This window comes from Glutamicibacter sp. NPDC087344 (assembly GCF_044744225.1).
GTDB lineage: Bacteria > Actinomycetota > Actinomycetes > Actinomycetales > Micrococcaceae > Glutamicibacter.
Genome location: NZ_JBIUXY010000001.1, coordinates 267,249 through 292,110 on the forward strand (window position 1 = coordinate 267,249; position 24,862 = coordinate 292,110).

General features: G+C 56.4%; 17 protein-coding genes. 3 read left to right on the forward strand and 14 right to left on the reverse strand.

Going from position 1 to position 24,862, the window contains the following annotated elements:
* Positions 1 to 147: 147 nt before the first annotated feature.
* The 10 genes from ACIOWL_RS01155 to ACIOWL_RS01200 all read right to left on the reverse strand — a co-directional run bounded on the left by ACIOWL_RS01155 (position 148) and on the right by ACIOWL_RS01200 (position 15,683).
* Positions 148 to 1,113 carry a glycosyltransferase family 4 protein gene (locus ACIOWL_RS01155; RefSeq protein WP_400380613.1) on the reverse strand — a complete coding sequence of 322 codons (966 nt, stop codon included), beginning with the start codon at positions 1,111 to 1,113 and terminating at the stop codon, positions 148 to 150.
* The gene (locus ACIOWL_RS01160; RefSeq protein ID WP_400380615.1) at positions 1,110 to 3,005 is read right to left on the reverse strand and encodes a hypothetical protein; all 1,896 of its coding nucleotides are present in this window, start codon (positions 3,003 to 3,005) and stop codon (positions 1,110 to 1,112) included. Before ACIOWL_RS01160 ends, ACIOWL_RS01155 begins: the two co-directional genes overlap by 4 nt.
* A gap of 68 nt (positions 3,006 to 3,073) precedes the next feature.
* Positions 3,074 to 4,273 (reverse strand): non-hydrolyzing UDP-N-acetylglucosamine 2-epimerase, encoded by a 1,200-nt coding sequence (gene wecB / locus ACIOWL_RS01165; protein WP_400380617.1) that lies wholly within the window; start codon positions 4,271 to 4,273, stop codon positions 3,074 to 3,076.
* Entirely contained in the window at positions 4,266 to 5,549 is a 1,284-nt protein-coding gene (wecC, locus tag ACIOWL_RS01170; protein ID WP_400380619.1) for a UDP-N-acetyl-D-mannosamine dehydrogenase, read from the reverse strand. The genes wecB and wecC overlap by 8 nt, the downstream gene beginning before the upstream one ends.
* 134 nt (positions 5,550 to 5,683) lie before the next feature.
* Positions 5,684 to 7,477: a glycosyltransferase family 4 protein gene (locus tag ACIOWL_RS01175; RefSeq protein WP_400380620.1), complete on the reverse strand. Its 1,794-nt coding sequence runs from the start codon at positions 7,475 to 7,477 to the stop codon at positions 5,684 to 5,686.
* Positions 7,474 to 8,712 (reverse strand): glycosyltransferase family 4 protein, encoded by a 1,239-nt coding sequence (locus tag ACIOWL_RS01180; protein ID WP_400380622.1) that lies wholly within the window; start codon positions 8,710 to 8,712, stop codon positions 7,474 to 7,476. Before ACIOWL_RS01180 ends, ACIOWL_RS01175 begins: the two co-directional genes overlap by 4 nt.
* Positions 8,699 to 10,612: a glycosyltransferase gene (locus tag ACIOWL_RS01185; protein WP_400380623.1), complete on the reverse strand. Its 1,914-nt coding sequence runs from the start codon at positions 10,610 to 10,612 to the stop codon at positions 8,699 to 8,701. Before ACIOWL_RS01185 ends, ACIOWL_RS01180 begins: the two co-directional genes overlap by 14 nt.
* Positions 10,613 to 10,653: 41 nt before the next feature.
* A complete protein-coding gene (locus ACIOWL_RS01190) occupies positions 10,654 to 13,215 on the reverse strand; it encodes a glycosyltransferase (RefSeq protein WP_400380626.1) in 2,562 nt (853 codons plus the stop codon).
* Between the two features lie 98 nt (positions 13,216 to 13,313).
* Entirely contained in the window at positions 13,314 to 13,670 is a 357-nt protein-coding gene (locus ACIOWL_RS01195; RefSeq protein ID WP_400380628.1) for a hypothetical protein, read from the reverse strand.
* 9 nt (positions 13,671 to 13,679) lie between these two features.
* The gene (locus tag ACIOWL_RS01200; protein ID WP_400380631.1) at positions 13,680 to 15,683 is read right to left on the reverse strand and encodes a hypothetical protein; all 2,004 of its coding nucleotides are present in this window, start codon (positions 15,681 to 15,683) and stop codon (positions 13,680 to 13,682) included.
* A gap of 425 nt (positions 15,684 to 16,108) precedes the next feature.
* On the opposite strand from ACIOWL_RS01200, the gene ACIOWL_RS01205 reads away from it, so the two are divergent.
* Entirely contained in the window at positions 16,109 to 16,720 is a 612-nt protein-coding gene (locus ACIOWL_RS01205; protein WP_400380633.1) for a hypothetical protein, read from the forward strand.
* A 668-nt stretch (positions 16,721 to 17,388) separates the two neighbouring features.
* Positions 17,389 to 18,219, forward strand: coding sequence for a hypothetical protein (locus tag ACIOWL_RS01210; RefSeq protein ID WP_400380636.1), 831 nt, complete (start codon positions 17,389 to 17,391; stop codon positions 18,217 to 18,219).
* A gap of 122 nt (positions 18,220 to 18,341) precedes the next feature.
* Here the strand turns inward: ACIOWL_RS01210 and ilvC are convergent, their stop codons facing one another.
* The 4 genes from ilvC to ilvD all read right to left on the reverse strand — a co-directional run bounded on the left by ilvC (position 18,342) and on the right by ilvD (position 23,921).
* A complete protein-coding gene (gene ilvC, locus ACIOWL_RS01215; protein WP_400380639.1) occupies positions 18,342 to 19,373 on the reverse strand; it encodes a ketol-acid reductoisomerase in 1,032 nt (343 codons plus the stop codon).
* Between the two features lie 144 nt (positions 19,374 to 19,517).
* Positions 19,518 to 20,036, reverse strand: coding sequence for an acetolactate synthase small subunit (gene ilvN / locus ACIOWL_RS01220; protein ID WP_400380641.1), 519 nt, complete (start codon positions 20,034 to 20,036; stop codon positions 19,518 to 19,520).
* A 3-nt stretch (positions 20,037 to 20,039) separates the two neighbouring features.
* Complete coding sequence (locus ACIOWL_RS01225) at positions 20,040 to 21,923, reverse strand: acetolactate synthase large subunit (RefSeq protein WP_400380644.1); 1,884 nt, start codon at positions 21,921 to 21,923, stop codon at positions 20,040 to 20,042.
* 294 nt (positions 21,924 to 22,217) lie between these two features.
* Positions 22,218 to 23,921: a dihydroxy-acid dehydratase gene (gene ilvD / locus ACIOWL_RS01230; RefSeq protein ID WP_400380647.1), complete on the reverse strand. Its 1,704-nt coding sequence runs from the start codon at positions 23,919 to 23,921 to the stop codon at positions 22,218 to 22,220.
* Between the two features lie 460 nt (positions 23,922 to 24,381).
* On the opposite strand from ilvD, the gene ACIOWL_RS01235 reads away from it, so the two are divergent.
* Positions 24,382 to 24,843 (forward strand): hypothetical protein, encoded by a 462-nt coding sequence (locus ACIOWL_RS01235; RefSeq protein WP_400380649.1) that lies wholly within the window; start codon positions 24,382 to 24,384, stop codon positions 24,841 to 24,843.
* Positions 24,844 to 24,862: the final 19 nt, after the last annotated feature.

Consider the following 24,862-nt stretch of genomic DNA (forward strand, 5'->3'; position numbering starts at 1 on the left):
TGGCTATACCGCAGCCGCCAGCGGGTGCGGGTGCAGAGTAAGCCCGGCAATCAACTGACGGGTCGTAAATGGTGCGGTGCTTCGGTGCCCAGAAAAACTTGGGCGTCAAACCACCGCACCGCTCATTGTGCGTTGGCAGTCAAACGGTCAGTTTGATTCGGTAATCTCCCTGATGGCCTCCGCGGTGCCGCGCAGGTCCCCGACCGCCGTCAAATGTACGGGAATCGGATGCTCAGCCAATGGACCTACATCGTAGGCAACCACCGGACAGTCGGTGAGCGCAGCCTCAAGCACCGCGTAGCCGAATGATTCGCTCAGAGCGGTGGAACAGAAGGCCCCGCCGGCGTCCCGCACTGCGCGGTGGATGTCCGCAACTTCTGGCTGCGGCACGTTGCCGTAGATTTGTAGTCGATCGTCAACACCAAGCATGGCCGCGTCTCCGAGAAAACGTTCAAGCCGGTCCGGGGTGTTCTCATAACTAAAAATCACCAGTCCGTAGTGGTCTCGGGGCAGCAGCTTCAAGATTCGCAAAAAGTCGAGGTAGTTTTTCTGCGTATTCTCTAGCCGACCAATCCAAGATACGGGCTTTCCTTCACGTTTGAGGAAACTGTAACTTTTTGTCGACTCCGTGCGGAAATTTGTGGTGTCAACAAGATTTGGCACCGTCCGGATTGTCGCGTGTTTGCGGGCCGGCAGTAACGACTGCACTAGTTGGGAGGCCCAATCTGATGGGGTCCAAATCTCATCTATGCGCTCCATGCTCAAGGATTTCAGTTCACGGGCGATAATTTTCGGGTTCGGCGAGTGAATCTCGTAGACCACTGAGGTATTTGAAGGGATGACAAGTTTGTCCAGTAAGCCCGGACGGCTGGTAATTCGAAGTTGGCGATAGTCGACCTGTGACAGCAGGTAGCTCAGATAGTTTGCCGAACGGTTCTCTTCGATGATTCGAACCGAAGAATTTGGCAAGGAAACGAAGGCTTGTCTCCCACCTCGATCCGCTTCGAACACATGATCAAACTGGGTGTTCGGATGATGCAGGGCTCGAGCGCGGTAAACGCTGGTCATCCCACCCAGGGAACAATTCATGTAGGTGGTGAGGATTCGATTCACTTGTACAGCCCTTCAATAAAACCCCTGATTTCCCCGACCCTGAAGGACCAGGCGGCCTCTTCTAAGAACGCTGAACAGGTATCGTAAAACTCTTCATCAGGCACGTCGTTCACGGCGTCCCTGAGTAGATGTGAGAATTCCTCGGTTGTCCGGTAAATGCTGACCCCGGGAACGTTCTCCAAATCTCCCATGGGAGCACTGACCGTGCGTAGACCCATCGCAACGTACTCGTAGACCTTGTTCGGGTCGACCCCATAGGTTAGTCGTGATTCCACAAACGGAATCAGGCCCACGGTCCAGCGCGAAACGATGGGCAAACATTCGTCATGGCTCATCGCTCCGAGGTAGCGGACATTCAGTGGAAGCCTGATGTCCTTGGGCATGCCATGGCCAATAATTTCGAAGTCAAGATCCGGGTTCAGCTTGGCAACCGACAAGAACTTTTGCCAATCAAACCACGAGTCGGTCAGGTGCCCCAGGTACCCAACGACCGCCGTAGAGCGATGCTGGTCATGGTGCTGCACTGAACGCATCGTGCGGGTCTGTTCGATCAACTCGTCGGGCGCCGCATTGGGCAAATACGCGACATCTTGCCGGCCGGAAATAACCGAGATTTTATCCCTAAGCCGAGGGCTTGTGGCAAGGAGGCCTTCTGCCTCCTGTGCGTAGCGTTGCTCCAGCGCGGGGCTGTACCACTTGGAATAGCCGACTCGACGGAACTCTTCCATATCGTCACGGATCTCGTATACGGACTTCCAGCCGTAGTCTTGCAGCCGGTTTTGCACGGACAACGCTCTCATGTCGGCAAAGGAGGAGCAGTACAGCACCCGACGCCCGGTCAGACCCTTGGCGACCAGGCGATCAACCACGCCGGGGAGCTCGTCAGGAGCGAGCTGGAGCAGATTCTCGTTAATCAACCGATCGGCGAGGTCAGGGGTGCTGAACGGTGAATACACAACTTTCCATCCGTGCTTGGCAAGTTCCATCGCCGTGCGGTTAGAGCGAAGCAGTAGTTTATTTGTCAGCGAAATCGGACCGGCAGTGCTTTGGAGCAAAATGATGTCATCGGCGGTGTCCAGGTTCTCGATCCATGAGGTGATCAGCTGACCGGACGGAACCATCTGATCAGATGTGTTTTCAAGCCGAGGTTCACCGATCAGCTCAACTACCGATCCGGAGAATTGTTTGCCGCGCAACTCCAGTTCGGTGCAGCCCTCCGGGATCTTGACTGAGGTCGCGGCACCTGCCGCGCCCTGAGCATACTGATAGGCGCCAAACTCAGGGTGGTAGCTTAGCCCTTCGGCGGGCAGGAGCAGATTCTTTGCGCTATCCATGAAGGAAAAGAGCAACAGTGCCTTGCCCTGGTCGGTGGCCTGAACCGGAGCAAACAATTCGTACTCGGCCCCGGGTTGTACCGGGAATGTAAGACGTACACCGTCCACAGGAATGGGTGACTTGGGGGTCACCGCAGAGAAATCGGTGTCCGCATTCGGTCCACGTTCCGTGGCATCCAGGCTGACATTTCCACGAAGCCGCTGCCGCAAGGAGACCACACCAGCTTCAAAAACACTGGTCCCTTCCGGGATAGGAACATTGATGGTGTAGTGGCTTTGACCTTGGCGTTGGTGGACATAACGAAAGGGACCGTAGACCGGTGAAACGCCAACCTTCTCGATGAGTCGAATCTCCTGGCCTTCTGCGTCTTGCAGGCGGTAGTAGAGCACACCCGACTTATCCAGGTCCTCTGACGGGATGTTTTCCAATGACAGCTGGACGGAAACATGTGTTGTCTCAACGTCCAGTTCGCGAGTAAGCACATAGGCCAGCTCTTCGGTTTTCAACAGTTGAAGTCCTTCATACACAAGATCGTGCTGATGTTTTAAGTCAGGCATGCCCGCACGGTGCGGACATGCCTGACTTGTCGGTTTGACCCCGACAAAATATGTGGACGGGTTCGGTATTAGACCAAGGTTGAACGTTTGGTGGCCTGCTCGGCGGCGGCCTCGTCGAAGTCGTAGTCGCCGAATTCCTCGGCACGCTGCCCAACACCCAGCAGTTCGGCAAGAGCCGCCACGGTGCGTTCAGCGGCCAAACCGTCCCCGTAGGGATTAACCGCATTGGCCATGTCGGCGTACGCTGCGGCATTATTCAGCAGCTCGCTGATCGAGTCGACAATCCGCTGTTCATCCGTACCGATCAGTCGTACCGTTCCAGCGGAAACAGCTTCGGGACGTTCGGTATTTTCGCGCATCACCAGTACCGGCTTGCCCAGGCTCGGAGCTTCTTCTTGGACTCCCCCGGAATCGGTGAGGACGATGTTCGAGGCGTCGAGCATGCGGGTGAATTCCCCGTAGCTCAATGGCTCGGTCAGGGTGATATTTTGGATTCCTTCAATGGAAGGAAGCAGCGCTTCGCGTACCGCTGGGTTTCGATGCAGCGGGAGCACAAATTCAACACCAGGCTCGGCTTGGGCCAGGCGAGCCAAGGCCCTAGCGATCTGGCGCATCGGCTCACCCTGGTTCTCACGGCGGTGGGTGGTCACCAGGACGATACGTTTCCCGCTGGAGGTCACTTCTTCCAGCCGAGAATCCTCAAACGGAACGTTCTTTTGAACCACACTTAGCAGTGCATCGATCACGGTATTGCCGGTGACGACGATGTCTTCCGCCTTCAGGTTCTCGCGAACAAGATTGTTTCGGCTCACTCGTGTCGGTGCCAGATGCAACGCAGCCAGCTGACTGGTCAGCTTGCGGTTGGCTTCTTCCGGGAACGGCGAATACAGGTCATGGCTTCGCAGTCCCGCTTCTGCATGCACCACGGGGATTCCCCGGTAGAAGGCAGCCAGCGCGGCGGCGGTAGAGGTCGTGGTGTCGCCCTGCACAATCACCGCATCCGGCTTTTCGTTATCCAATACCTCATCCAGCCCCTTGATCGTTTTGGTCAAGATGCCGTTGAGGGTCTGCCGTGGTTCGATAATGTCCAAGTCGTGGTCTGGAACGATGTCAAACAGGGTGTTGACCTGATCAAGCATTTCCCGGTGTTGACCGGTGACGGTGACAACACAATCAAAAAGTTCGCTGGCTTGCAGCGCCTTGACGATGGGTGCAACCTTGATCGCTTCGGGACGAGTCCCGTAGATCGGCATGATTTTTTTAGGCATTCGAATTCTCCAAGGCCGAGGATTCCACTGCTGGTGCGGCGGTCAACGCACGCCATTGCCCGCGGGTATCTATCACCTGTTTACCCGTCAGCTGCTGGAGGGAAACATCTGAATATTCATCATGGTCAACAAGCAAAACAACGGTCGCTGACTGGTCGATGGCTTCGTTGGTCGGCACCAGCTGAACGTTCTGCACCGAGGCAAATGACGCCGGAAGAACCTCGATGTTCGGTTCAGAGACCAGGAAATTGATGTGCGGGTTCTTGTTTGCCAGTTCCAGGGCAATCTGGATTGCCGGCGACTCACGCAAATCGTCGATGTTCTTTTTGAAGGCCAATCCGAGCAGGGCCACGGGCGCCTGCGGGTTGCGGGAGATGGCTTCCTCGGTTTTTGTGACGACCCATCCTGGCTTGGAATCATTGGTTTCACGGGCCTGGCGGATCAGCTGGGATTCTTCTGGGGCCGCGGCGACAATGAACCACGGGTCAACCGCAATGCAGTGTCCACCCACGCCAGGACCTGGCTGCAAGATGTTGACCCGCGGATGGTGGTTGGCTAGGTCAATCAGTTCCCACACGTTGATGCCCAGCTTGTCTGAAATTTTCGAGAGCTCATTGGCGAAGGCGATGTTTACATCGCGGTAGGAGTTCTCCACCAGCTTGGACATCTCAGCAGTGGCGGCATCGGTGGTCAGGATTTCGGCTTGGCAGAAGGTCGAGTAGAGATCCTTGGCCAGCTGCGCGGCCTTCGGAGTGGTTCCGCCGACAACTCGGTCGTTGGTCACGAGTTCTCGCATGACCTGACCGGGCAGCACACGCTCGGGGCAGTGCGCCACCAGAAGCTGATCCAGGTTCAGGTCCGGGCGGGCGGCTGCCAGATAATTCGCCAGGTGCTCGGTGGTCCCCGGAGGCGAGGTGGACTCAAGAATAACGAGTTCAGTTCCCGTAAGCAGCGGCGCAACGCCATCGGCCGCGGCCTCGATGTAGCTCAGGTCAGCGGTGTAGTCCTCATTAAACGGCGTAGGGACAGCCAAAATGTAGGCATCCGCTGCCGGGGTTGTCACCGTTGCCGTCAACAGGCCATTATTGACGGCTCGGGAAACGAAGTCGCCAAGCTCTGGCTCAACAAAGGGCACCTTGCCCTCGTTGACGGCATTGACGTTGCGTTCATTAACATCAACTCCGTGAACACGAATTCCATTCTCAGCCAGAATCGCAGCCGTTGGAAGGCCAATGTATCCCAGGCCAATGACAGCTACTTCTTTGATCTCAGTCACTCGTGCGACTTCCTCATCCTTAGGGAGCCTCGCTGCTATAGACATTGAGACTCAAATTATCAGTTGTGGATAATGCCGGTGCGAGCCGACCAACCATTACTCATCTAAGTTAGGAATCGTGAGTGAACGCCGGGTTAATTTACGATGGACAAGGAAGAATAGATTCGCTTAAGTTTCGATGAACACGAAGACCACGTGCGGTTATTCTCTACAAATTCCCGTCCTGACGCGCCCAAACGAGCTCTGAATGATGGGTCAATTATGAGTTTCTCCAACGAATCGCTCCAAACTTCGGTATCGGACGGTTTGAGTAAAACACCGCTAACCTGATCCTCGATCAGTTCGGCGAGCGCTGGAAGATTGGAGGCCATCACGGGCACCGAACTGGCCATGGCTTCCACCGGTTTCAGGGGCGTGACCGCCCGGGTGACACCCAGGTCGCGTCGTGGAACGGCGAACACATCCAGCGCCGCATGATAGGCCGGGGCTTCGTGCCGTGGAACTCGTCCGGTGAAGACACACCGATCCTCGATGTTCAATTCTGCAGCCAGTCGCATCAACGGTTCACGTTCGACCCCGTCGCCAACGATCAACAAACGAAGTTTCGGGTATCTCTGGGCAAGCCCGGCTGTGACCCGGACCAGCAAATCTAGTCCCTCGTAATCAACCAGGCTGGAAACGGTACCCCAATAGAAAGACGTAGGTTCCAGCCCTAGTTCCGCGCGTAGTTCTGCGCGTGAAGTTTCGTCAGGCAAACCGCGCTTCAAGAAGTCGTCTCCGACCCCATTGGGTAATACGGTGATACGTGGCGGACTTACCCCTGATTTTTGAAGATTTTCGCTCATGGCCTCGCCGAGGGTGAACACCGCGTTCGCGCTAGCTGCGATGTCGGCTTCGCGTTGGGTGAAGAGCCGGTAACGTTGCGAATCTTGAGATGTTTCCGGCCTGGTGGAGGCCCAGGTGTCTGCCAGTTGTCCGCGTACTTCGTATACCCAGGGAAGGTCGAAGACGCGCGCGACGGCTCGCACCGATAGTGCATTGGTGAAGTCCGTGGTGGTGTGCAGAACCGTGGGTTGAAGTGTCGACACCAAATCTGCCAGCAGCTGTGTCTGCTGCTGGATCCGGCCAACCATATCGAAGTTCATTTTGGCTGGCAGCAGGCGGTGATAGTGAACCGACTGCACGGTTTCGTGGTCCGGGCTGAAGACGTGCCCGATGTTCAGGGGGTATCCCACTCGGGTGGCACACCGTGTTTCAACACCGTCTTCTTGCAGCGCCGCCAACAGGCTCTGGGTTCGTTGGGCATAACCGCTACCGGTGTGGGGCAGGGAGTTTGTTGCGACGTAGAGGAGTTTGGGTGCTGATTCGATGCTCCAATGGCGCTGGCCGGCAGGCAAGGTAGGCTCCCACCCGGTGAGAACTTCACGTTCGCTACGATAGTGTGCCAGTTGCCGGCCAGCAGATATGCGAGAGGATTCAAGTGTGCTGATGGCTTCGTCAATATTTCCCAATGCCCAAGATAATCTGGCGCGAGATCGGGCGGTATGCCGGGATATCTCGCTGCTTGCCAGGATTTCGGCGGCGCTGGTCCACAGTCCGGCGGCAATGGCGCAATCAGCCAGTCGAGCTGCGTAGCGTGGTTCGTTCCAGCGGTCCCTTTGGTTCTCCACGGTGTTTTGGAGCGAGGCCCGATCTTCGCTCAAGAGCGCTCCGAGTGTGGAGAGATTGCTGCGGTTTGCTGCCGCGGCAACAGCGTGTTGGATTCCCGCCAGTTTTTGAGTTCCTGCGAGCTTGCGTACGGCCTGAAGTGCGAAATAGTGCGGGTCATCACCGAGGTTGGCGGTCACCAGCCGGAGGAGATTGCTGATTCCCCTGCTGTAGTGCCGGAGCTGACCCGCAGCTTGGGCGGGCCTGTTCAAGGCGTTCATGAATGAACTCTTCCGGCGGACGCCTCTGGCGCGATTAGCGCTTCGAGTTGTTGGGTGTATTGCCGTCCGAGACGTGCAAGGTCCGCGTTGCGGGCGATCCACTGCGGACCATCGCCAGAAGCCTTGAGGACTAGTGGATCTTGCAACAAGTGCTCAAAGTAGGTGGTGAGCGCTTTGATGTTCTGTCGGACAATCTGCCCGGCTCGGGCATCGGTGATGATGTCTGCGGCTTCACCCTGAACCAGTCCCGTCACATGAAGGTCCAGGGCCAGCAGCTCGTACAGTTTGGATGGGACGGTATGGCTGAAACTCGGCCAATCTGGTCTCAAGCTCACCACCACGGTGTCGGCCCAGCTGTACATATCCAGAACTTGCTCTCCACGTATCGGGTCGAAAAAGTGCACCGGTGCGCGAAGCTCGGAAGCTAGCCGTTGCAACCGGACCTTGTCGTTGCCTTCACCGACAAGACGTACCTCAATCCGCCCCGGCAGCTGCGCAGCAGAACGGATCAGCAGGTCTAGTCCTTGGCTGAGCCCTACATTTCCAAGATAGAGCACCCGAAGTCTGCGTTGCGGTGAGTTTTCACTCCGTTTGCGCGGCAACGGGTAGTTGGCGAGGTCTACCCCATTGGGGATGGTCGAGACGTGGCGTATTCCTTGGTTCCGTGCGGTGTGTGCCAATCCTTCGGTTACGGTCACGACCAGGTCTGCCTTGCGCAGCAGATACAGCACCGCACGAATCGCGAGCGGTTCAAGCCTTCGGGGCCGAAGAATCTTAGAATCCCTGAACAAATCCGGCCATGGGTCGCGTAGGTCAACCACAAATTGGGCACGCAACAAGCGGCTGGCCGCGAATCCGCTGAACAGTGTGCTCAAGGCCGGAACCGTAGCGATCACCACATCCTGTCGGCCGTTGCGCAAGCTTGCCGGCACGGAAGCGAACGCATGAAAAAGTGAGCGCACGGCCTTTCCGATCAGCGAGGTGACTGAACCAAACGCCGGGTATCGGATCATCCGAATACGCTGGTCTTGCTCCGCGCTGTGTGATTTGGGGTATTCCGAGGACGCCTTGGGATACGGGGTGACCACACTGACCTGATGTCCGGCTTCAGCCAACGAACGGGTGAAGCTTTTCCATCGTCGTTGGGGTGGCGAATTCTCAGGCCAAAAGGAATGGGTCAGGAGCAGGATCTTCAAAGAAGGCGAAGCCTCCCCGTCCGTTTTAGAAAAAAACATGGTCATCGTTTCTTCCGAAAAACTGGACGCTCCCGGTGGCCGCGAGCTCGCGCTCCCCCGCCTGCCAGGTATGCCCTTCAGTTGCGGTGCGCATCTGCAGGAAGTTGAACCTGTCAGCTGAGTAGATCTTTGCTCCGGCGGAGACGGCGCGGCGTTGGAAGTCCGTATCTTCCCCTCGTCCCAAATCAGCAAACTTCAGTTCGGCCCATAGCTCTCGGTTACCTAGCATGGTTGGCCCCATGACCAGATCGGTGAATCGATGTTCGCGTTCGGCCATGCGCAGAAGAGTTCGGTTGCTACCTTCCAGATACATGTAATGCGCCTGCTTGCCCACAAGATCAGCACCGCTGTAACGCAACGCATTGATCGAGTCGGCGAGGTAGTTCGGTCCATAAATGTCATCGTCATCGATCTTCGCGACAAAATCTGAGTCGGCACGAAGTATCCCCTGGTTCAAACATGACCCCAAGCTCATCGATTCCGGGGCATGTACATGAATCAGTTCCCCTTCAGCATTACGCTCACGAAAGGTCTGCAAGGTGCCTGCATCGGGTTCAAATCCATGGGTCACCAGGATGAGTTGTATATTGACCTGCTGTTGAGACGAAAGCGTTTCCAGCACATGGTCCAGTTGTCCCGGGCGGTTGGTTGCCACAATGACACTCACATTGCGGTCAGCCGCCATAGAGAATTTGTTTGGCGTTGCCGCTTCGAGGCTTTCTAGGCCGGCAAGTCCAACAACGTCGAGGGCTCGATGCGCATAACTGTGTTCATGCCAGAGCTTGCGCTGGGCCAGATGGACACTGCGGTCTCGCTGCTGCGGGCTTCGTGCCAGCGTGCGCAAAACCTGCGAGGCTTCTTCCCGTGTTTGCGCTTCGAAGACTTCCTCCGGGGCGAAGTAGTTTCCGAGCGCCGCACTGGGCGCGGAAAGCACCGGGGTGCCGCATCCGGTTATCTCAAAAATTCTGCGGGCGCACATGCTTGGTGAATCGATCACCGAATTGGCGTTCAGAAATACCGAAAACTCTTGATAGGCGTCAACCATCTGCTCATATGGCAATGAACCCCTCACATGTTTCGAATACACTTCAGGGAATTGGTACTCGGCCTTGCCTCCGTGCTGGCGCGAAAAAATGGAGAGTTGCTCTCCGCCCTTGTTTCCTGCTTCCAGCGCACCTCCCAGCAGCAGCTCCAATTGTTCACGGCGTTCGGGGTATTTGTGGGCAAAATACATCCCGGCAAATGCAACACCGCGAGGCGTGGCGCTTCGTGAGCGCACCGGATTATGCAGTTCGGGTTGCGCGGCAAAGGGAAGCACCCCCACGCGGCGGTGGCCTAGGTCTTTGGTGTAGTCAGGAACTTTGCGAACATCACTGGTGAGCACCGCGTCAAAAAGCTTGGCCGTTTCCAAGAAGTCCGCGTAATGCGGCGGATCTTCCTTGTTCCAGAACACCGCAGGAATTCCCTTTTCCCGGAATCCTTGGATCATTGAAACCAGCGCGGGACGCGGTGCCGTGGGACCGGTCAGATGGTATTGCCAGGCACCGTTGTTGCCATTCCACGCTGATTCGACGAACAGCAGATCAAAGTGTGAGTCGCTTAATTTCTGTTCCCAGTTCCCCGGGGTCAGCGCTTCCAGTTCCCATTCCGGTCCCCACGCGGCATGGCTGAACTCGTCGAGGATCACTGCCACCCGCAACGAGCTACGCGCCCGCGAATGATTGACGCTGCTCCCGGCAATGCCCTGTGGCGAGTACCCCAGAAGCTTCTGACGGTCGGCAACTGCTGACGGTGGCGCCTGATGCAGGCCCAATTGCTGGCGCCTCCACCAGGTGCTTAGTTGGCTAAAACCACCGGTGCGCAGGTGCCACAGCCCGGTGCGCAGTGTTCTGATGTCCATCGAGTTTCTGTCCTACGGTGTTGTATATGTTCTTGCGGAGCCTAGGAAACGGGTAGCTCGGCTGCCGTCGTGGCGAAAAACTCTTGCAGAGTCTCGTCCTGCCACTCATGTGGCCCATAAAAACCTGCCAGCTGGGCAATCAGCGCACGAGATTCAGGCTGTTCTTCCGGCGCGACCCGCTGGAGCTTGTCAAGGTACCAGCCCTTGATAAAGGGCTCCATACGTCGTTGTTTGTAGACGTCCAGCAGCCCCACTTCGCCAAGCCAGGCAGCGCGTTCGCGTTCCAGCGGAATGTACTTGCGGAAAAACTTCGGTCCAAGGGTATTCACCGTCGAGGTGGATACGGCCGCGAAGTATGCGTGGATCGGCTCGTTGAGCAAGGAAATCTTGGTGCTGTAGTAGAGCATCTGCTGGAAGAAGTAGGAATCCTGTCCTACCGCGCCAACGGGTTGTTCAATCTTCAGGGATCGGAGCCAATCGGTATTCGCCACCAATGCCTGGATGCTCATGGGCGTGAAATTGATTTTTGGCAGCAGCCCAGGATCTACAGCGTAGGTTTCGTCGGACACCCGATTCTGGTGGATCTGCTTGCGCAGGATTCGCACATAGTTGACCAGCTTGCGTCGGTCCGCATTACGAATCATGTTGCCCAGGGCGAAATCCGAACCGTTGGTCTTGGCCAGCTGCAGCAGCTTAGCGTACCCATCCGACAGTGCCTCGTTATCCGGATCCAGGTAGGTGATCCACGGCGCTGTTGCCATATCCAAACCCTTATTGCGTGGGCGTGATGCACTGCCCGAGCCTCCGGGTTCAAAACTAAACGCACGCACGTTGGCATAACGTGATTCAAGTTCGCGGACGGTATTTCGTGTCGCCGCGTCGGTTGAACCATCGTCGATAAGCAGGATTTCCATGGACTCGAAAATTGAGCTTCGACGCAGGGATTCAAAACACTTAAAGTTCAGGTGTCCACCATTGTTGTAGACCGGAATCACCACACTCAGCTCCGGCTTCCACTCAGGGCTGATTTCGGCACGTTCCCGCGCTCGCGGAGCGACTTCGTAACCGTCAAGCATGTAACCCTGATCTTCGCGGCTGTCGTTCGTGGCTTCCAGCCAACGTAGTGAGCCGTGTTCGGGGGCGGCGTCTTCGGTGAAGTCATGGTGCTGCGTACTCGCGGACGATTCAGGTGCCTTAAACAAGGTCCCCGCCGCAACGAATTTGGTGGCGTTAAGCAGATCCTGGAGATAGTGCTGGCCGTAATCGAACCCTTCGGAAACCGAGCATGCCAGATCCGCACCAGCATTTCTGGCGCTGCGTTCATCTTCGAAGACCTGGATAGTGGAAGGATCCATTCCCGGCAAGTGCTGGCTTTGCAGAAAACGATGGGCAACTTCTGCAGAACCAACCAACGCCACCGTTCGGGTTCCTGGCCCACTGGTGGCAACACCGCAGGTGGAAAGAAGAGTGTGCATCCGGTCAAAGTTCACGTGGCTGGTATAAACGTTGCGCAGACCAGTCATTTGATTGCGGTACAGATGCTCAGCATCCAGCGAGGCAACGATGTCAGCGGTATCGAACGCTGACTCAGGCATAAACACATTGGGGAATCGGTCATTAACCCCCGCGTTATAGTTCGACAACACCGTGCAACCCATGGCTTGTAGTTCAACCACACGGTTCGCATACATGCTGGCGCTGTTCACTACCGAGTTCAGGTTGATGGCAATATCGCTTGTCCGATGGATACGGAGAAGCTCATCATGTGCGACGGCAGGTTCAACATAGGGTAGGTAATGCTGTTGGTATTGGTACTTCTCCAAACCCAAGTCCCAGTTCCGGTCAATAATGCGCAACCGTCGCCCGGAGGCAATCACCCCGTCAAAGAGCTGGTACGCGGCCTCGCGGCGCTCTGGGTATTTGTGGTTGTGCCAGCTGCCGGCAAACACCACATCATCGATCCGGTGCTGGCGGCTGCCCACCGGATTGTGGTGCTGGTGGTCGACGCTGAATGGCAGAACCTCGATCGCCTTGGCGTTGGGGCAATCAATTGCGTACCGGGGAACCATTTCCGCGGCACTGGTGAAAACATAATCGCAAAGCTGCGCGGTACTCAGATACACCGCATAGTTGGGCGGATCCTCTTTGGAGTAGAAAGCAACCGGGGTACCGGAATTTTGGAAAGCCGGGATAAGTTCGGTTTCAATGAGCTTGCGGATCCGGCTCTTGCGTTGCGAGGCGCCAACCCACTCTCCGGCAAGGCCACGCCACGAGCTGGTGACAAGAACCAAGTCGAGTTTCCCCACATGCGCTGTGTAGTTCTGAGGGGTGAGCGGAACAAATTTCGCGGTATTGGCAAAGCTCTTATAGAGAAACTCATCGGCAATGATTCCGATACGTGTTTCAAAAGGCTGGTACCAGCGTTGTCCGTCGGATTCGCTGCGATTGATAACGCTGGAGAATTCGTCAGTGATTCGCCGTCGGGTGGAGTCGAAGTAGGAACGACGACTCACATAGTCCGCTGAGCTCCGTGCCGGGTCGATGAAAGGATGTTCTCCGGCTAACGCCTGCGAATAGTAGTCGGACATCAAGTGGCGTTCCATGCTGAATCCCTGCGGATAACCCTCGGGAAGAGAAAGACTGGCAATGCGCCTGTCGATGTGTTTTAGACGTTTGCTAAGACTTTTCGGATCCATTGATATTACCTTCCCGACTTAAATCGCCAGTACCACAGTTGCAACCGCCCCAGTTTCGAACGGCTCAAGGCCAAATAGCGTTTTTGCAAAAGCTCCAACTCCCGCATGGCCTTTTCCGAATCGGGGTTACCTTTCTGCGCGGTAGCAGCAGGTGCAACTTTGGGATGACGACCATCCGGCGTTTGCGCCAGCTGTTTGTCTCGTTTATCAAGCATCTTCAGCAAACGGGATTCACGTTCGTAGAGCGCCCGTAACTCTTCACTCAATTCATGAATCTCCTGATGCAGGTTCAGGTGGGTGCGGCGCGCGTTGTTCAGGAGAACACTTTGCCGAGTCGTCTGGTTGTTCAATTGGTCGGTCATGCTCACCATTCAGTTAGCTGGTTCCACGGGAAGAATTTTGGCAAAAGGATTGTCGGTCAGGATTTTTCGTTCTTGGCCCTGCGCGACCCTTGCGACGATCTGCAAGCCGGTGCGGCTAGCCTTCTCCCATGAATCTCGTGGCGTATCTCGAAGCGCACGAATTCGAATCTTGACACACGTACCAGCAGGCAGGGCGGTCATCGTAATTCCATAGGGTTCTGGCCTTGCCGATAGATCATGTCGCAGCGTTTCAACTCCGTCGAGTTCAACTACGAACTCCATGTGATTCGTGGCCCTGGGGTTCTCGTAGGTATTTTCCACAGAGAGCTGCAGATCGATAGGTCTCATATCTGCATCCGGATCATGATTGATCTGAATTTCAGCCACATGGCTTGATCTGAAGTGTTCGGCTGGAACATATAAGCTTCCAGCATAGGGCCTATGGGCGATTTTCTGCCCCTGTTCATTCAAGATGCTGATTTTGGAAGTGACCTCAACATTTGTACCTACGGAATTGTTCACCCTATTGGTGCGTAACGGTGGCAACTCCTTGAGTTTGTCCCGACCTTGTTCATAGAGATTCTTGGTGGAATTAACCCCGTAGAAGTTGAGGAACGGTGCACTTCGATTGATTAGTTCCTTGAAGAAGTAGCCTTCGCGACGTTGACTCGCGTCGAAGGACAGCGCCAGATCGATTAGACGGCGGTGATTAAACGGAATCGCAGTATCAAAAGCGCAATCCGTTTCATTAAACACTTCAGAAAACCATCGTCCTTGGCGCAGCTCCCAGTAGTACATGTCTAGAGGTTCATAGGATGCGGGCAATTCACGGTAGCCCGCTTGGCCGATAAGCTCGTCAAATTCATCCATCACCGTATCGATCTGAGTTTCCATCGCAGGGTGGCGTTGAACCGTCTGATCACGCAAGAGTTTCCTTAAGCCACGCAATGGCTCACCAGGCGTACGGTACTTGTGGAAATAGTTGCGACCAGTTTCATGCAGATTGGCCCGTAAATGTACGGTGCTCGGATTCGGAAACCTTCGCTGATATAGCTTCAGTAGCCACTGTCCGTGCTGGCCAGCGGTGTTCTTGGCCAACGTATTCTTTTCATTTGCCGACAATGCTGGTGCTTCATCACGGCGTAGAAATTCATGATCAATGTTGACCACATCCAGGATTTGCTGAACGATCGCTTCATCCTGATAGATGGAACGTGACCAAGCGCTGTCTTGCCGAGGAATCGCCGTATAGGTAAAGGCTTTGATCCGATCCCAAAAGGCTCGTGACATTGCCAAAGAAACTCGGCTGTCAATTCCCCCGGTCATCGACAGCGCCACGTCCCGATCAGACGAGATCAGCCTGATCTGCTCAGTCCACAAATGCTGAGCCAGATCTAACCGTTCTTTGTCTGACGCACCTAGGTAAGAGTTCTCAGTGTAAGGAAAATAGCGGGATTGCGACGAGGTCGACAAGTCCAACCTATGGTTAGGCTGTAATGCTGTGATTCCGCGAAAACGGCTGAATCGCCCTCTCAATGCAAGCGAGAGGCTCGAAATAGTAGCCAACTCGGGCCGGGCATTCACAAGATCGGCGAGCATTCGCTCATGGGATGAAACGACCGTCTGACCGTCGATAAAGTATACCGAGCGCATACCATGCGCATCATGGTAGACATATTGTTCGTCATCGGTCAGTACAAACAGCGCATAGCGACCTCCAAGGTCATAGAGGTACTTTTCTACTTCCGTGCGGCCCGCAGTTTCCCATGCATCAAAAATCAGGGCGCAAATCTCACGTGTATCGCCGGTGGAAGCGGAATCCGAAACGTACTGGGCATGTCCAATCAAGACAATGAGTGCCGTGCCTCTATCCAAGATCTCTAGTTCAGTTTCTGGCGCCTGCCAGAATTCACCGCGGCTGGTCTGATGGTGCCGAAAGCCCTTGAGTTCGTCCGTAATCACTTGGGCGTCCCGTGAGTACAGAAAACCACGCGGATAGAAATTGATGGGCATAAATTTTTTGCTCTCACTGCAGCGGGATGATGATCGTCCATTCGAGGCTAACAGTGCTCTAGTCTCAAATACGCCCTTTTCAGAAGCTCTTTACCGAGGGCTCACGAAGTGTTCACGGGGCGTTAACCACCGGCCCGGTTACGGTGATTGTCGCAGGGCATTTCACCTGTGCCTCAATCTGCCGAATTGCCTCTAGCCAGCACCCGAAAACGATTTGCTCGCGTTTCTGGCGTCCGATTGGTAGTTCCTTTTGCACACACCTAAGCCTCGAGTGCTCCACGTCGTGAACCAAAACTACAGGTGACAGCCCGTGTCGCTGTGCTTTCGGCTAATGGTATCTAGGTTTACATGGCGTCATACATCGCATTAAACTGGTTTTCATCTGAGGCTTTTTCCTCGGTCATCATCACTTCTTAGGGGAAAATATGAACAAACTCTTGCAGAGGGCTCTGGTCGCTCTTGCTTCTGGTGCCTTGGTCTTTTCGGGCGCCACCACTGCCGCAGCACAGCCAGTTGTTACCGCACCGGCCAGCGTGAGCGTAGTCGCCGCGAAAAAGGCGACCTTGGCTGTCACCATCAAGAAGATCGGTAACAAAACCGTTTCCGGCTCGGCAAAGGCCACCATTAAGCCAAGCTATTCCAAGGTCAAAAACGTCAAGGTCAAGTCCGCGACGCTCACCGTGAAAAAGGGCTCAAAAACTGTAGCTAAGAACAAGACTTCGGCCAAGTTGGCAACCGGAACGTATAAGGTCACCACAACGGTCAAGTACCAGTACAAAGGCAAAACCTCGACCAAAACGAAGACCGAGACAATCAAAGTCTCCAAGAAGGCTGCAAAAAAGACACCAGTCTCGAAGAAGCCCAGCGGATACAATTGCCCTGCTGGCTACCCGGTCAAGGGAAACCGGACCGGCAGCAATAAGGAATGGAAGTACCACGTGAAGGGCGGCCAGTTCTACGACCGCACCAAGCCTGAGGAATGCTTCAAGAACACGAGCGACGCACGCAAGGCAGGCTACCGAGCTTCCAAGCGTTAGACGCAGATAGATTCCGAAGAGGTCGGAGCAGGAAGACATAATTTGTTCCTGCTCCGGCCTCTTGTGCTTTAATCCGCTGTTCTCATCGTCTCCGCGCACATAACATTCGGTCGCTCAGTGCCCCCCCTGTTTAGCGTTGGTTGTGTCGGTGAGTGGCTAGTCCAATACACCAGGTATTTGATAGCCATAGGTCCGGAATCGATCACCTGAACAGCAGGAACAACACTTCAATGTACGAAGCTGCCCCATTGCCTACTTTCAAGTCCGCGTTGGAACTCTGATTTGTCTCGACATCGGCTACGAAGGATTTCTGCAAGCGAATCAGCGATTGATTCTACTCTGACCTTGGCAAACGCCTTTGACTGTAAGACCCAGAAAACTGTGAACTGATCGGTGGGCAGCATTCATGGCCACTGGTGGGTGCTTTTCGCGACCATCAACGGGCAATTTTAGTGGCCGTCTATGGGCAGACTGAAATGTTCTCGGCACTAGTATCATCCCCAAACTGGCAAAGCACTCCGATGACGGTAAACGACATTGATCACAGTCTCCATCGAACATCCCTCTTGGACGAGTAAACGAAATCGCGAACGGTTTCGACAAAATGTAGGTGGTTCGGCGTAGATTCATCACTACGCTGCTCACCGTGAATATGGAAGAGATCCAAGATGTCTGTATTTGCCCCACCCTGCCTGCTCTCGGCAGAGTCGCTCGGCGCGCATCAAGTTAACGTATTGGTCGTTACCTGGCAGCACCCTTTTACGCGCGAAATCAGTGCTATCGGGTTACTGGCCAAAACACTTTCTGGTGTCTACAGCTTCAACTACGTACACAATGTGTTAAGTATCGAAGATTTTCGACCTCTCGTCGGTTTCCCTGATTTGTATGCTCGCTATGATGCAGACGATCTTTTTCCACTCTTTGCCCAACGTGTCATGACCCCGAGGCGTCCAGACTATTCAAGTTTCGTTTCGGCGCTAGGGCTTTCCGATGTTCCCACACCTTGGGAGCAACTGCCGCACTCGGGCGGTAGACGGGCTGGCCATACCCTTCAGTTACTGCCAGTACCAACTCAGGCGGAGGGAATTCTCGGCACATGGGAAGTTAGTTTCCTCGTGCATGGCATGCGTCATATAGCGGGCGAACGTCGAACTCTCCATGCTCGTGAAGTTACCGTCAGCCAAGAGCTTCAAGAGCATGCGCTCCGCTCACTGCGTCCAGGTGACGAGTTGCGCCTGCTTACCGAACCGCAAAACCCCGTCAACACCCAAGCAATTCTCGTAGCGGATGCAACAGGTATCCCACTGGGCTACATGCCTGACTTCCTTACCGAAGATTTGACTCTTCTCGGCCTGGAAAACTTGTCCTGCACGGCAGAAGCTGTCAATGGTCCAAACGTGCCATGGCATATGCGACTATCGGCGAAACTAAGCTGCAATGCTCCAGCAGGATTTCAGTTTTTCACGTCAAGCTCATGGCAGCTGCTGGTTAGTAGCTGAACTTCTGAACCACCATCGGATTCCCTGATGGATTGTTGCATACGATCAAAATAAAAACGTCAGTGACGATAAACCCTGGGGTATAGCGTCACTGACGTAATTTATACGATTTCTAGAACCGCTTAGCGGGCTACCGAACCGTCAACGTAGTCATCGCTGGAGGAATCGGAGATCCACGAGAACAGCGAGCGCAGCTCGCGACCGGTGGTCTCGATTGGGTGTGCTTCACCCTTGGCACGCAGTTCCAGGAATTCCTTGGCGCCGTTGGCCTGGTCATCCATGAAACGCTGAGCGAAAGCGCCGGACTGGATGTCAGCCAGAACGGCCTTCATGTTTTCCTTCACCTCTGGGGTGATCACGCGTGGGCCGGAGACGTAGTCGCCGTACTCAGCGGTGTCGGAGATCGACCAACGCTGCTTGGCGATGCCGCCTTCCCACATCAGGTCAACGATCAGCTTCAGCTCGTGAAGAACCTCGAAGTAAGCGATCTCTGGCTTGTAGCCAGCTTCGGTCAGAACCTCGAAGCCGTACTGAACCAGCTGCGAGGTGCCTCCGCACAGTACAGCCTGCTCACCGAACAGGTCGGTTTCGGTCTCTTCAGTAAAGGTGGTCTCGATGACACCTGCGCGGGTGCCACCGATGCCTGCTGCGTAGGACAGTGCCAGTTCCTTGGCGGCGCCGGAGAAGTTCTGCTCCACAGCGATCAGGTCAGGGATGCCACGGCCGGCTTCGAACTCGCGGCGCACGGTGTGGCCCGGAGCCTTTGGAGCAACCAGTGCAACGTCGACGTTGGCTGGCGGCTGGATGAAGCCGAAGCGGATGTTGAAGCCGTGACCGAAGAACAGGGCATTGCCTGCTTCCAGGTTCTCAGCGATCGAGTCAGCGTAAACCTTGGCCTGGACCTGATCCGGGGTCAGGATCATGATGACGTCGGCCCACTTGGCGGCCTCGGATACGGTGGCAACCTTCAGGCCTTCGGCCTCAGCCTTGGCGCGGGACTTGGAGCCCTCGGCCAGGCCCACGGTTACGTCGACACCCGAGTCGCGCAGGCTCAGTGCGTGCGCGTGGCCCTGGGAACCGTAACCAATGATGGCTACCTTCTTGCCCTGGATGATCGAGAGATCTGCGTCGTCGTCATAGTACAAATCAGCCATGTGAGTTGCTCCTTGTGTGTTTCGAAAAAGGAAATTCTGGTTCAGGCACCAGCAGTTACTTTAAGTGTGGTGCCATGTTTTATGAAATGTGATGTTCGTGTCCGAAGAAGTCATGAACTAGGCTGCTTCGGACACGAATCGGCGCTAGGCCGAAAGGGTTTTCAGCGCCCGGTCGCTCATCGACTTGGCGCCGCGGCCCACGGCCAGGGTGCCGGCCTGAACGATCTCGCGAATGCCGAACGGTTCAAGAACCGCCAGCAGCGCTTCAATCTTGGCCGCGTTGCCGGTGGCCTCGATGACCAGCGAGTCGGTGGCCACGTCGATCACCGAGGCACGGAAAAGCTCCGCCGCCTGGGTGACCTGCAAGCGGGTGCTGGCATCCGCGCGGACCTTGACCATGATGTGGTCGCGCTGCACGGACGTATCCGGCAGCAGTTCCACGATCTTGATGACGTTGATCAGTTTATTCAGCTGCTTGGTGACCTGCTCCAGGGAGTCCCCCTCGGCGTCGACCACCACGGTCATCCGGCTGATTCCCTCGATCTCCGTGGGACCCACGGCCAACGAGTGGATGTTGAACGCACGGCGGGCGAAGAGGCTTGCAACTCGGGTGAGGACACCCGGTACGTCTTCGACCAGTACGGACAGCGTGTGTTTTGCCATGTTCTAGTCTTCCTCTTCCCACTCCGGGGTCATGCCCCGGGCAATCTGGATCTGGTCGTTGCTCACTCCGGCGGGGACCATTGGCCACACCATGGAGTCGGCGGAGACCACAAAGTCGATAACCACCGGACGGTCGTTGATTTCCAACGCCTTCTGGATGGTCGCGTCAATGTCCTCGTCGCGTTCGCAGCGCAGCCCCACGCAGCCGTAGGCATCCGCCAGCTTCACGAAGTCCGGAACGCGCGCGGTGCCGTGGCCCGTGTTCAGATCCGTGTTCGAGTAGCGTGCGTCGTAGAACAGGGTCTGCCACTGGCGGACCATGCCCAGCGAAGAGTTGTTGATGACCGCGACCTTGATGGGGATGTTGTTGATGACGCAGGTGGCAAGCTCCTGGTTGGTCATCTGGAAACAGCCGTCTCCGTCAATGGCCCACACTGCACGCTCCGGCTGGGCAACCTTGGCGCCCATGGCGGCGGGTACCGAGTACCCCATGGTGCCAAGACCGGCAGAGTTCAGCCAGGAACGCGGGCGCTCGTACTTCACGAACTGCGCGGCCCACATCTGGTGCTGTCCCACACCGGCAACGTAGACACCCTCCGGACCGGTGAGTTCACCGATCCGCTGGATGACGTGCTGCGGGGCGGAGAGGCCGTCATGGGTCTCGGTGTAGCCAATCGGGTAGGTTTCGCGCAGGCGGCTAAGCAGCGACCACCAGTTCGACAGATCCTGCTGCGGTTCGGTTTCAAACCGTGCCTCGCAGGCCTCGAAGAGCTGAGGAATGATCTCATCCAGCGAGCCCACAATGGGGACATCAGCCACGCGGTTTTTGGAGATTTCCGCGGGGTCGATATCCGCATGGATCACCTTGGCGTTCGGAGCGAACGAGGAGAGCACACCGGTGACTCGGTCATCAAAGCGCGCACCCAGGGTGATCAACAGGTCGGACTGCTGCAAGGCGGTCACCGCGGACACGGCCCCGTGCATACCGGGCATACCCACATGCTGCGGGTGTGAATCCGGGAACGCGCCGCGAGCGGTCAGGGTGGTGACCACCGGGGCGTTGATGAACTCGGCAAATGCCTTGAGTTCTTCGTGTGCGTCGGCCTTGATGACGCCGCCGCCCACATAGAGCACCGGACGGGTTGCGCCGGCGATCAGTTTGGCAGCTTCTCGCAACTGCTTGTTGTGCCCACGGGTCACCACACGGTAACCAGGCAATTCGACCTTGGGAGGCCACGAGAAGGTCATCTGCGAGGTCTGGGCATCCTTGGTGATGTCCACCAGCACCGGGCCGGGACGGCCGGTCTGGGCCAGGTAAAACGCGCTGGCCATGACCCGTGGAATATCCTCGGGGTCGGTCACCAAAAAAGCGTGCTTGGTGATCGGCATGGTGATGCCGACAATGTCGGCTTCCTGGAACGCGTCAGAGCCGATGAAGGCGCTGTTGACCTGGCCGGTGATTGCCACCATGGGCACTGAGTCCATGTTGGCATCCGCCAGTGCGGTGACGAGGTTGGTTGCGCCCGGCCCGGAGGTAGCGATGCAGACGCCAACTTCTCCGCTGACCATGGCGTAACCCTGTGCGGCATGGCCGGCACCCTGTTCATGACGGACCAGGATGTGATTAACCTTGGTCGAGTCCATGAGTGGATCATAGGTGGGAAGGATGGCCCCACCTGGTAATCCGAAGACGTCCTTGACGCCCAATTCTTCCAGCGAGCGGACGATGGCTTGTGAGCCCGTCATCTGTGTGGGAGCAACGATGTTGTTCGGACCCTGGACCGGGTTCGAAGCTTCCACAACGGAAGAGACAGCGGCGGCGGCATCCTTGGGTCGACTGATTGACTTCGCAACCGACGCCGGATTGGCGGGTGAGGAGTTGCTCATCTGGATCCTTTCCATTTCTATCTCTTCATCTGCGCATAAAAAACGCCCCACGGCCGTCACTTCTGACGAAAGGGGGCTGCGCGTCACCGATGCTCTGCCTGTTTCCAGAGCAAGTCTCAGGCTCCGCGCCCGATAACTAGTAGAACATCGATAAATATTTGCATGTAACTTATCTTTCTCCACCTCACGGCAAAGATCAACTTGCACCCCGTGCCATCTCATTATATGAGATGGATGTCCATGGTGTGGACGCATGACACGCCCACACACGGACAAATCCACTGCTTCTAGTGTTTACCCACAGTAAGCGCCGGTCGACGCCGAATTCACCAACTTGGCATATTTGGCCAGCACACCGGAGGTGAATTTGGCCGACAACGGCTTCCACCCGACCTTGCGGGCTTCCAGGTCGGCCTCGTCGACCAACAGGTCAAAGGTGCGCGCCTGGATATCCACCCGGATCCTGTCCCCATTTTCAACAAATGCAATCGGTCCGCCGTCCACCGCTTCCGGGGCCACGTGCCCGATACACAATCCCGTGGTGCCTCCGGAGAAGCGGCCATCGGTCAGCAGCAACACGTCCTTGCCCAAACCTGCGCCCTTGATGGCACCGGTAATGGCCAGCATCTCGCGCATTCCCGGACCGCCCTTGGGGCCTTCGTAGCGAATCACCACCACGTCCCCGGCCTGCAGTTCACCGCGGTCCAGCGCGTCCAAGGCACCCTGTTCGCGTTCAAAAACCCGCGCGGTGCCTTCAAAAACATCCGCATCGAATCCCGCGGATTTCACCACGGCGCCTTCCGGAGCCAGCGAACCGTGCAGGATGGTGATACCGCCGGTTTGATGGATTGGATCTTGCATGGCGCGCAGGATCTTCCCATCCGGATCCGGCGGAGCGATCTCCGCCAGGTTCTCCGCCACGGTTTTCCCCGACACGGTCAGGCAGTCTCCGTGCAGCAACCCGGCATCCAACAAGGCCTTCATGACCACCGGGACCCCGCCGATGCGGTCCAGATCATTCATCACGTAGCGGCCAAAGGGTTTCAGGTCCGCCAGGTGCGGCACCTTATCCCCAATGCGGTTGAAGTCATCCAGGCTCAGTTCCACCTCGGCCTCGCGGGCAATGGCCAGCAAGTGAAGAACGGCGTTGGTTGAGCCGCCGAACGCCATCAGCACCGCGATCGCGTTTTCAAAAGCTTCTCGGGTCATGATGTCGCGGGCGCGGATTCCGCGACGCAACAGCTCGACTACCGCTTCGCCCGAACGGTGGGCGAACGAATCACGCCGGCGATCCGGCGAGGGTGGCGCGGCGGACCCGGGAAGGCTCATACCCAGCGCTTCTCCAATGGAAGCCATGGTGTTCGCGGTATACATTCCGCCGCAGGCTCCCTCGCCCGGGCAGATGGCCTTTTCAATACGTTCCAAGTCGCCTTCGCTCATCTTGCCGGCCGCGCACGCGCCGACCGCTTCAAAAGCATCAATGAGGGTGACGTCTTTTTCCGTGCCGTCTTCAAGCTTCACCCATCCGGGCATGATGGACCCGGCGTAGAGGAACACCGAAGACAGGTTCAGCCGCGCGGCTGCCATCAGCATGCCAGGCAGCGACTTATCGCAGCCGGCCAGCAGGACCGAACCGTCAAGCCGCTCGGCCATCATCACGGTTTCCACCGAGTCGGCAATCACCTCGCGGGACACCAGGGAGAAATGCATTCCCTCATGGCCCATGGAGATGCCGTCCGAGACGGAGATCGTGCCAAATTGCATGGGAAACCCGCCGCCGGCGTGGACACCTTCCTTGGCGCCCTGCGCTAAACGATTCAGCGAGAGGTTGCAGGGGGTGATTTCGTTCCACGAACTGGCAATGCCAATCTGCGGCTTGGCGAAATCCTCATCCCCCATGCCAACCGCGCGCAGCATGCCGCGCGACGGAGCAGCGTGGATGCCATCGGTCACTGCACGAGACCGTGGCTTAATGTCCGGGCTGGAATCTTGGCTCATAAAACCCCATTCTAGGAGTCAATATGACCAATTGGGTAACCCGTGACAAGCCGGTGACACAAAATTGTTGCCGAAGGCACTGATCAGATTGTTCAAATGCACCCAAGAAGCGCGGTACTGTGCCACGCGACCGAACTGAACAAGCCAACGAAAGCTGTTTTGGGTAGTTCTCAGTCCGTGAAGTCGCACCGATTCAATCTCAGCGGCACTACTACCAGAGACATCCGCGGGGCACCTCCCACTAAGCGTCTGCAGCCGCGGTGCAACGCCACATCCTGAGCCCTATTCCATGGACCTTCACCGTTGCACGGAGAAGTCACAACGACGAATAAACAGAAGGAAACATTTCGTATCGCTACCGACCACTACGTTTCAGTTTCGAGTCGTTCACCTGAGAGTTTCGTGTGGTCAAGCACTTTCTATACCCAGATTGTAGGTAATCCTTAGTAGAGTAAGAGCTATGGACACAAGCCCAGCCGAGAATCCGACCGAGCACGTTAAAGCGCGACTGCACCGCGTTTTCGACTCTCAGATCCCTAATTTCGCCAGTTACAACCTGGTAGCGGGAACCGGCGTCGCCGGTTCCGGGGGCCTGAAGGTGATCGGTTATCGACGGCAGCCTGCCGAGCTGGTCCTAGCCCCGGTCAACTCCAGCAACCTGACCGCTTCCGAAAACGCCATCACCATCAATAACACCAACGTCAATCAGCTCGCCTTGCTCAACGACGGCGAGTACGAGGTGGCAACCTCCACCGGTCGGGTCTTCCGTTTCTCCATCCCGTTGCGCCCCACCATTGATCTGCAGCTTGATGATGCCGTGTCGGTGGCCGCCGTGATCGACCAGGAAATTGATGCCAACGACTTCGCCGACTTCATGGATCACTTCATGAACACCATCGAAGGCACCGAAAGTTTCGTGTAACCGTCATCCGGCACCCCTG

What these genes read in the sequence shown, in the direction of transcription:
- ilvD (WP_400380647.1), bottom strand. Translation starts at nt 23,921, where the DNA reads ATGAGCCAAGATTCCAGCCCGGACATTAAGCCACGGTCTCGTGCAGTG.
- ACIOWL_RS01205 (WP_400380633.1), top strand. Translation starts at nt 16,109, where the DNA reads ATGAACAAACTCTTGCAGAGGGCTCTGGTCGCTCTTGCTTCTGGTGCC.
- ACIOWL_RS01225 (WP_400380644.1), bottom strand. Translation starts at nt 21,923, where the DNA reads ATGAGCAACTCCTCACCCGCCAATCCGGCGTCGGTTGCGAAGTCAATC.
- ACIOWL_RS01210 (WP_400380636.1), top strand. Translation starts at nt 17,389, where the DNA reads ATGTCTGTATTTGCCCCACCCTGCCTGCTCTCGGCAGAGTCGCTCGGC.
- ilvC (WP_400380639.1), bottom strand. Translation starts at nt 19,373, where the DNA reads ATGGCTGATTTGTACTATGACGACGACGCAGATCTCTCGATCATCCAG.
- ilvN (WP_400380641.1), bottom strand. Translation starts at nt 20,036, where the DNA reads ATGGCAAAACACACGCTGTCCGTACTGGTCGAAGACGTACCGGGTGTC.
- ACIOWL_RS01195 (WP_400380628.1), bottom strand. Translation starts at nt 13,670, where the DNA reads ATGACCGACCAATTGAACAACCAGACGACTCGGCAAAGTGTTCTCCTG.
- ACIOWL_RS01160 (WP_400380615.1), bottom strand. Translation starts at nt 3,005, where the DNA reads ATGCCTGACTTAAAACATCAGCACGATCTTGTGTATGAAGGACTTCAA.
- ACIOWL_RS01190 (WP_400380626.1), bottom strand. Translation starts at nt 13,215, where the DNA reads ATGGAACGCCACTTGATGTCCGACTACTATTCGCAGGCGTTAGCCGGA.
- ACIOWL_RS01200 (WP_400380631.1), bottom strand. Translation starts at nt 15,683, where the DNA reads ATGCCCATCAATTTCTATCCGCGTGGTTTTCTGTACTCACGGGACGCC.
- ACIOWL_RS01180 (WP_400380622.1), bottom strand. Translation starts at nt 8,712, where the DNA reads ATGTTTTTTTCTAAAACGGACGGGGAGGCTTCGCCTTCTTTGAAGATC.
- ACIOWL_RS01235 (WP_400380649.1), top strand. Translation starts at nt 24,382, where the DNA reads ATGGACACAAGCCCAGCCGAGAATCCGACCGAGCACGTTAAAGCGCGA.
- wecB (WP_400380617.1), bottom strand. Translation starts at nt 4,273, where the DNA reads ATGCCTAAAAAAATCATGCCGATCTACGGGACTCGTCCCGAAGCGATC.
- ACIOWL_RS01185 (WP_400380623.1), bottom strand. Translation starts at nt 10,612, where the DNA reads ATGGACATCAGAACACTGCGCACCGGGCTGTGGCACCTGCGCACCGGT.
- ACIOWL_RS01175 (WP_400380620.1), bottom strand. Translation starts at nt 7,477, where the DNA reads ATGAACGCCTTGAACAGGCCCGCCCAAGCTGCGGGTCAGCTCCGGCAC.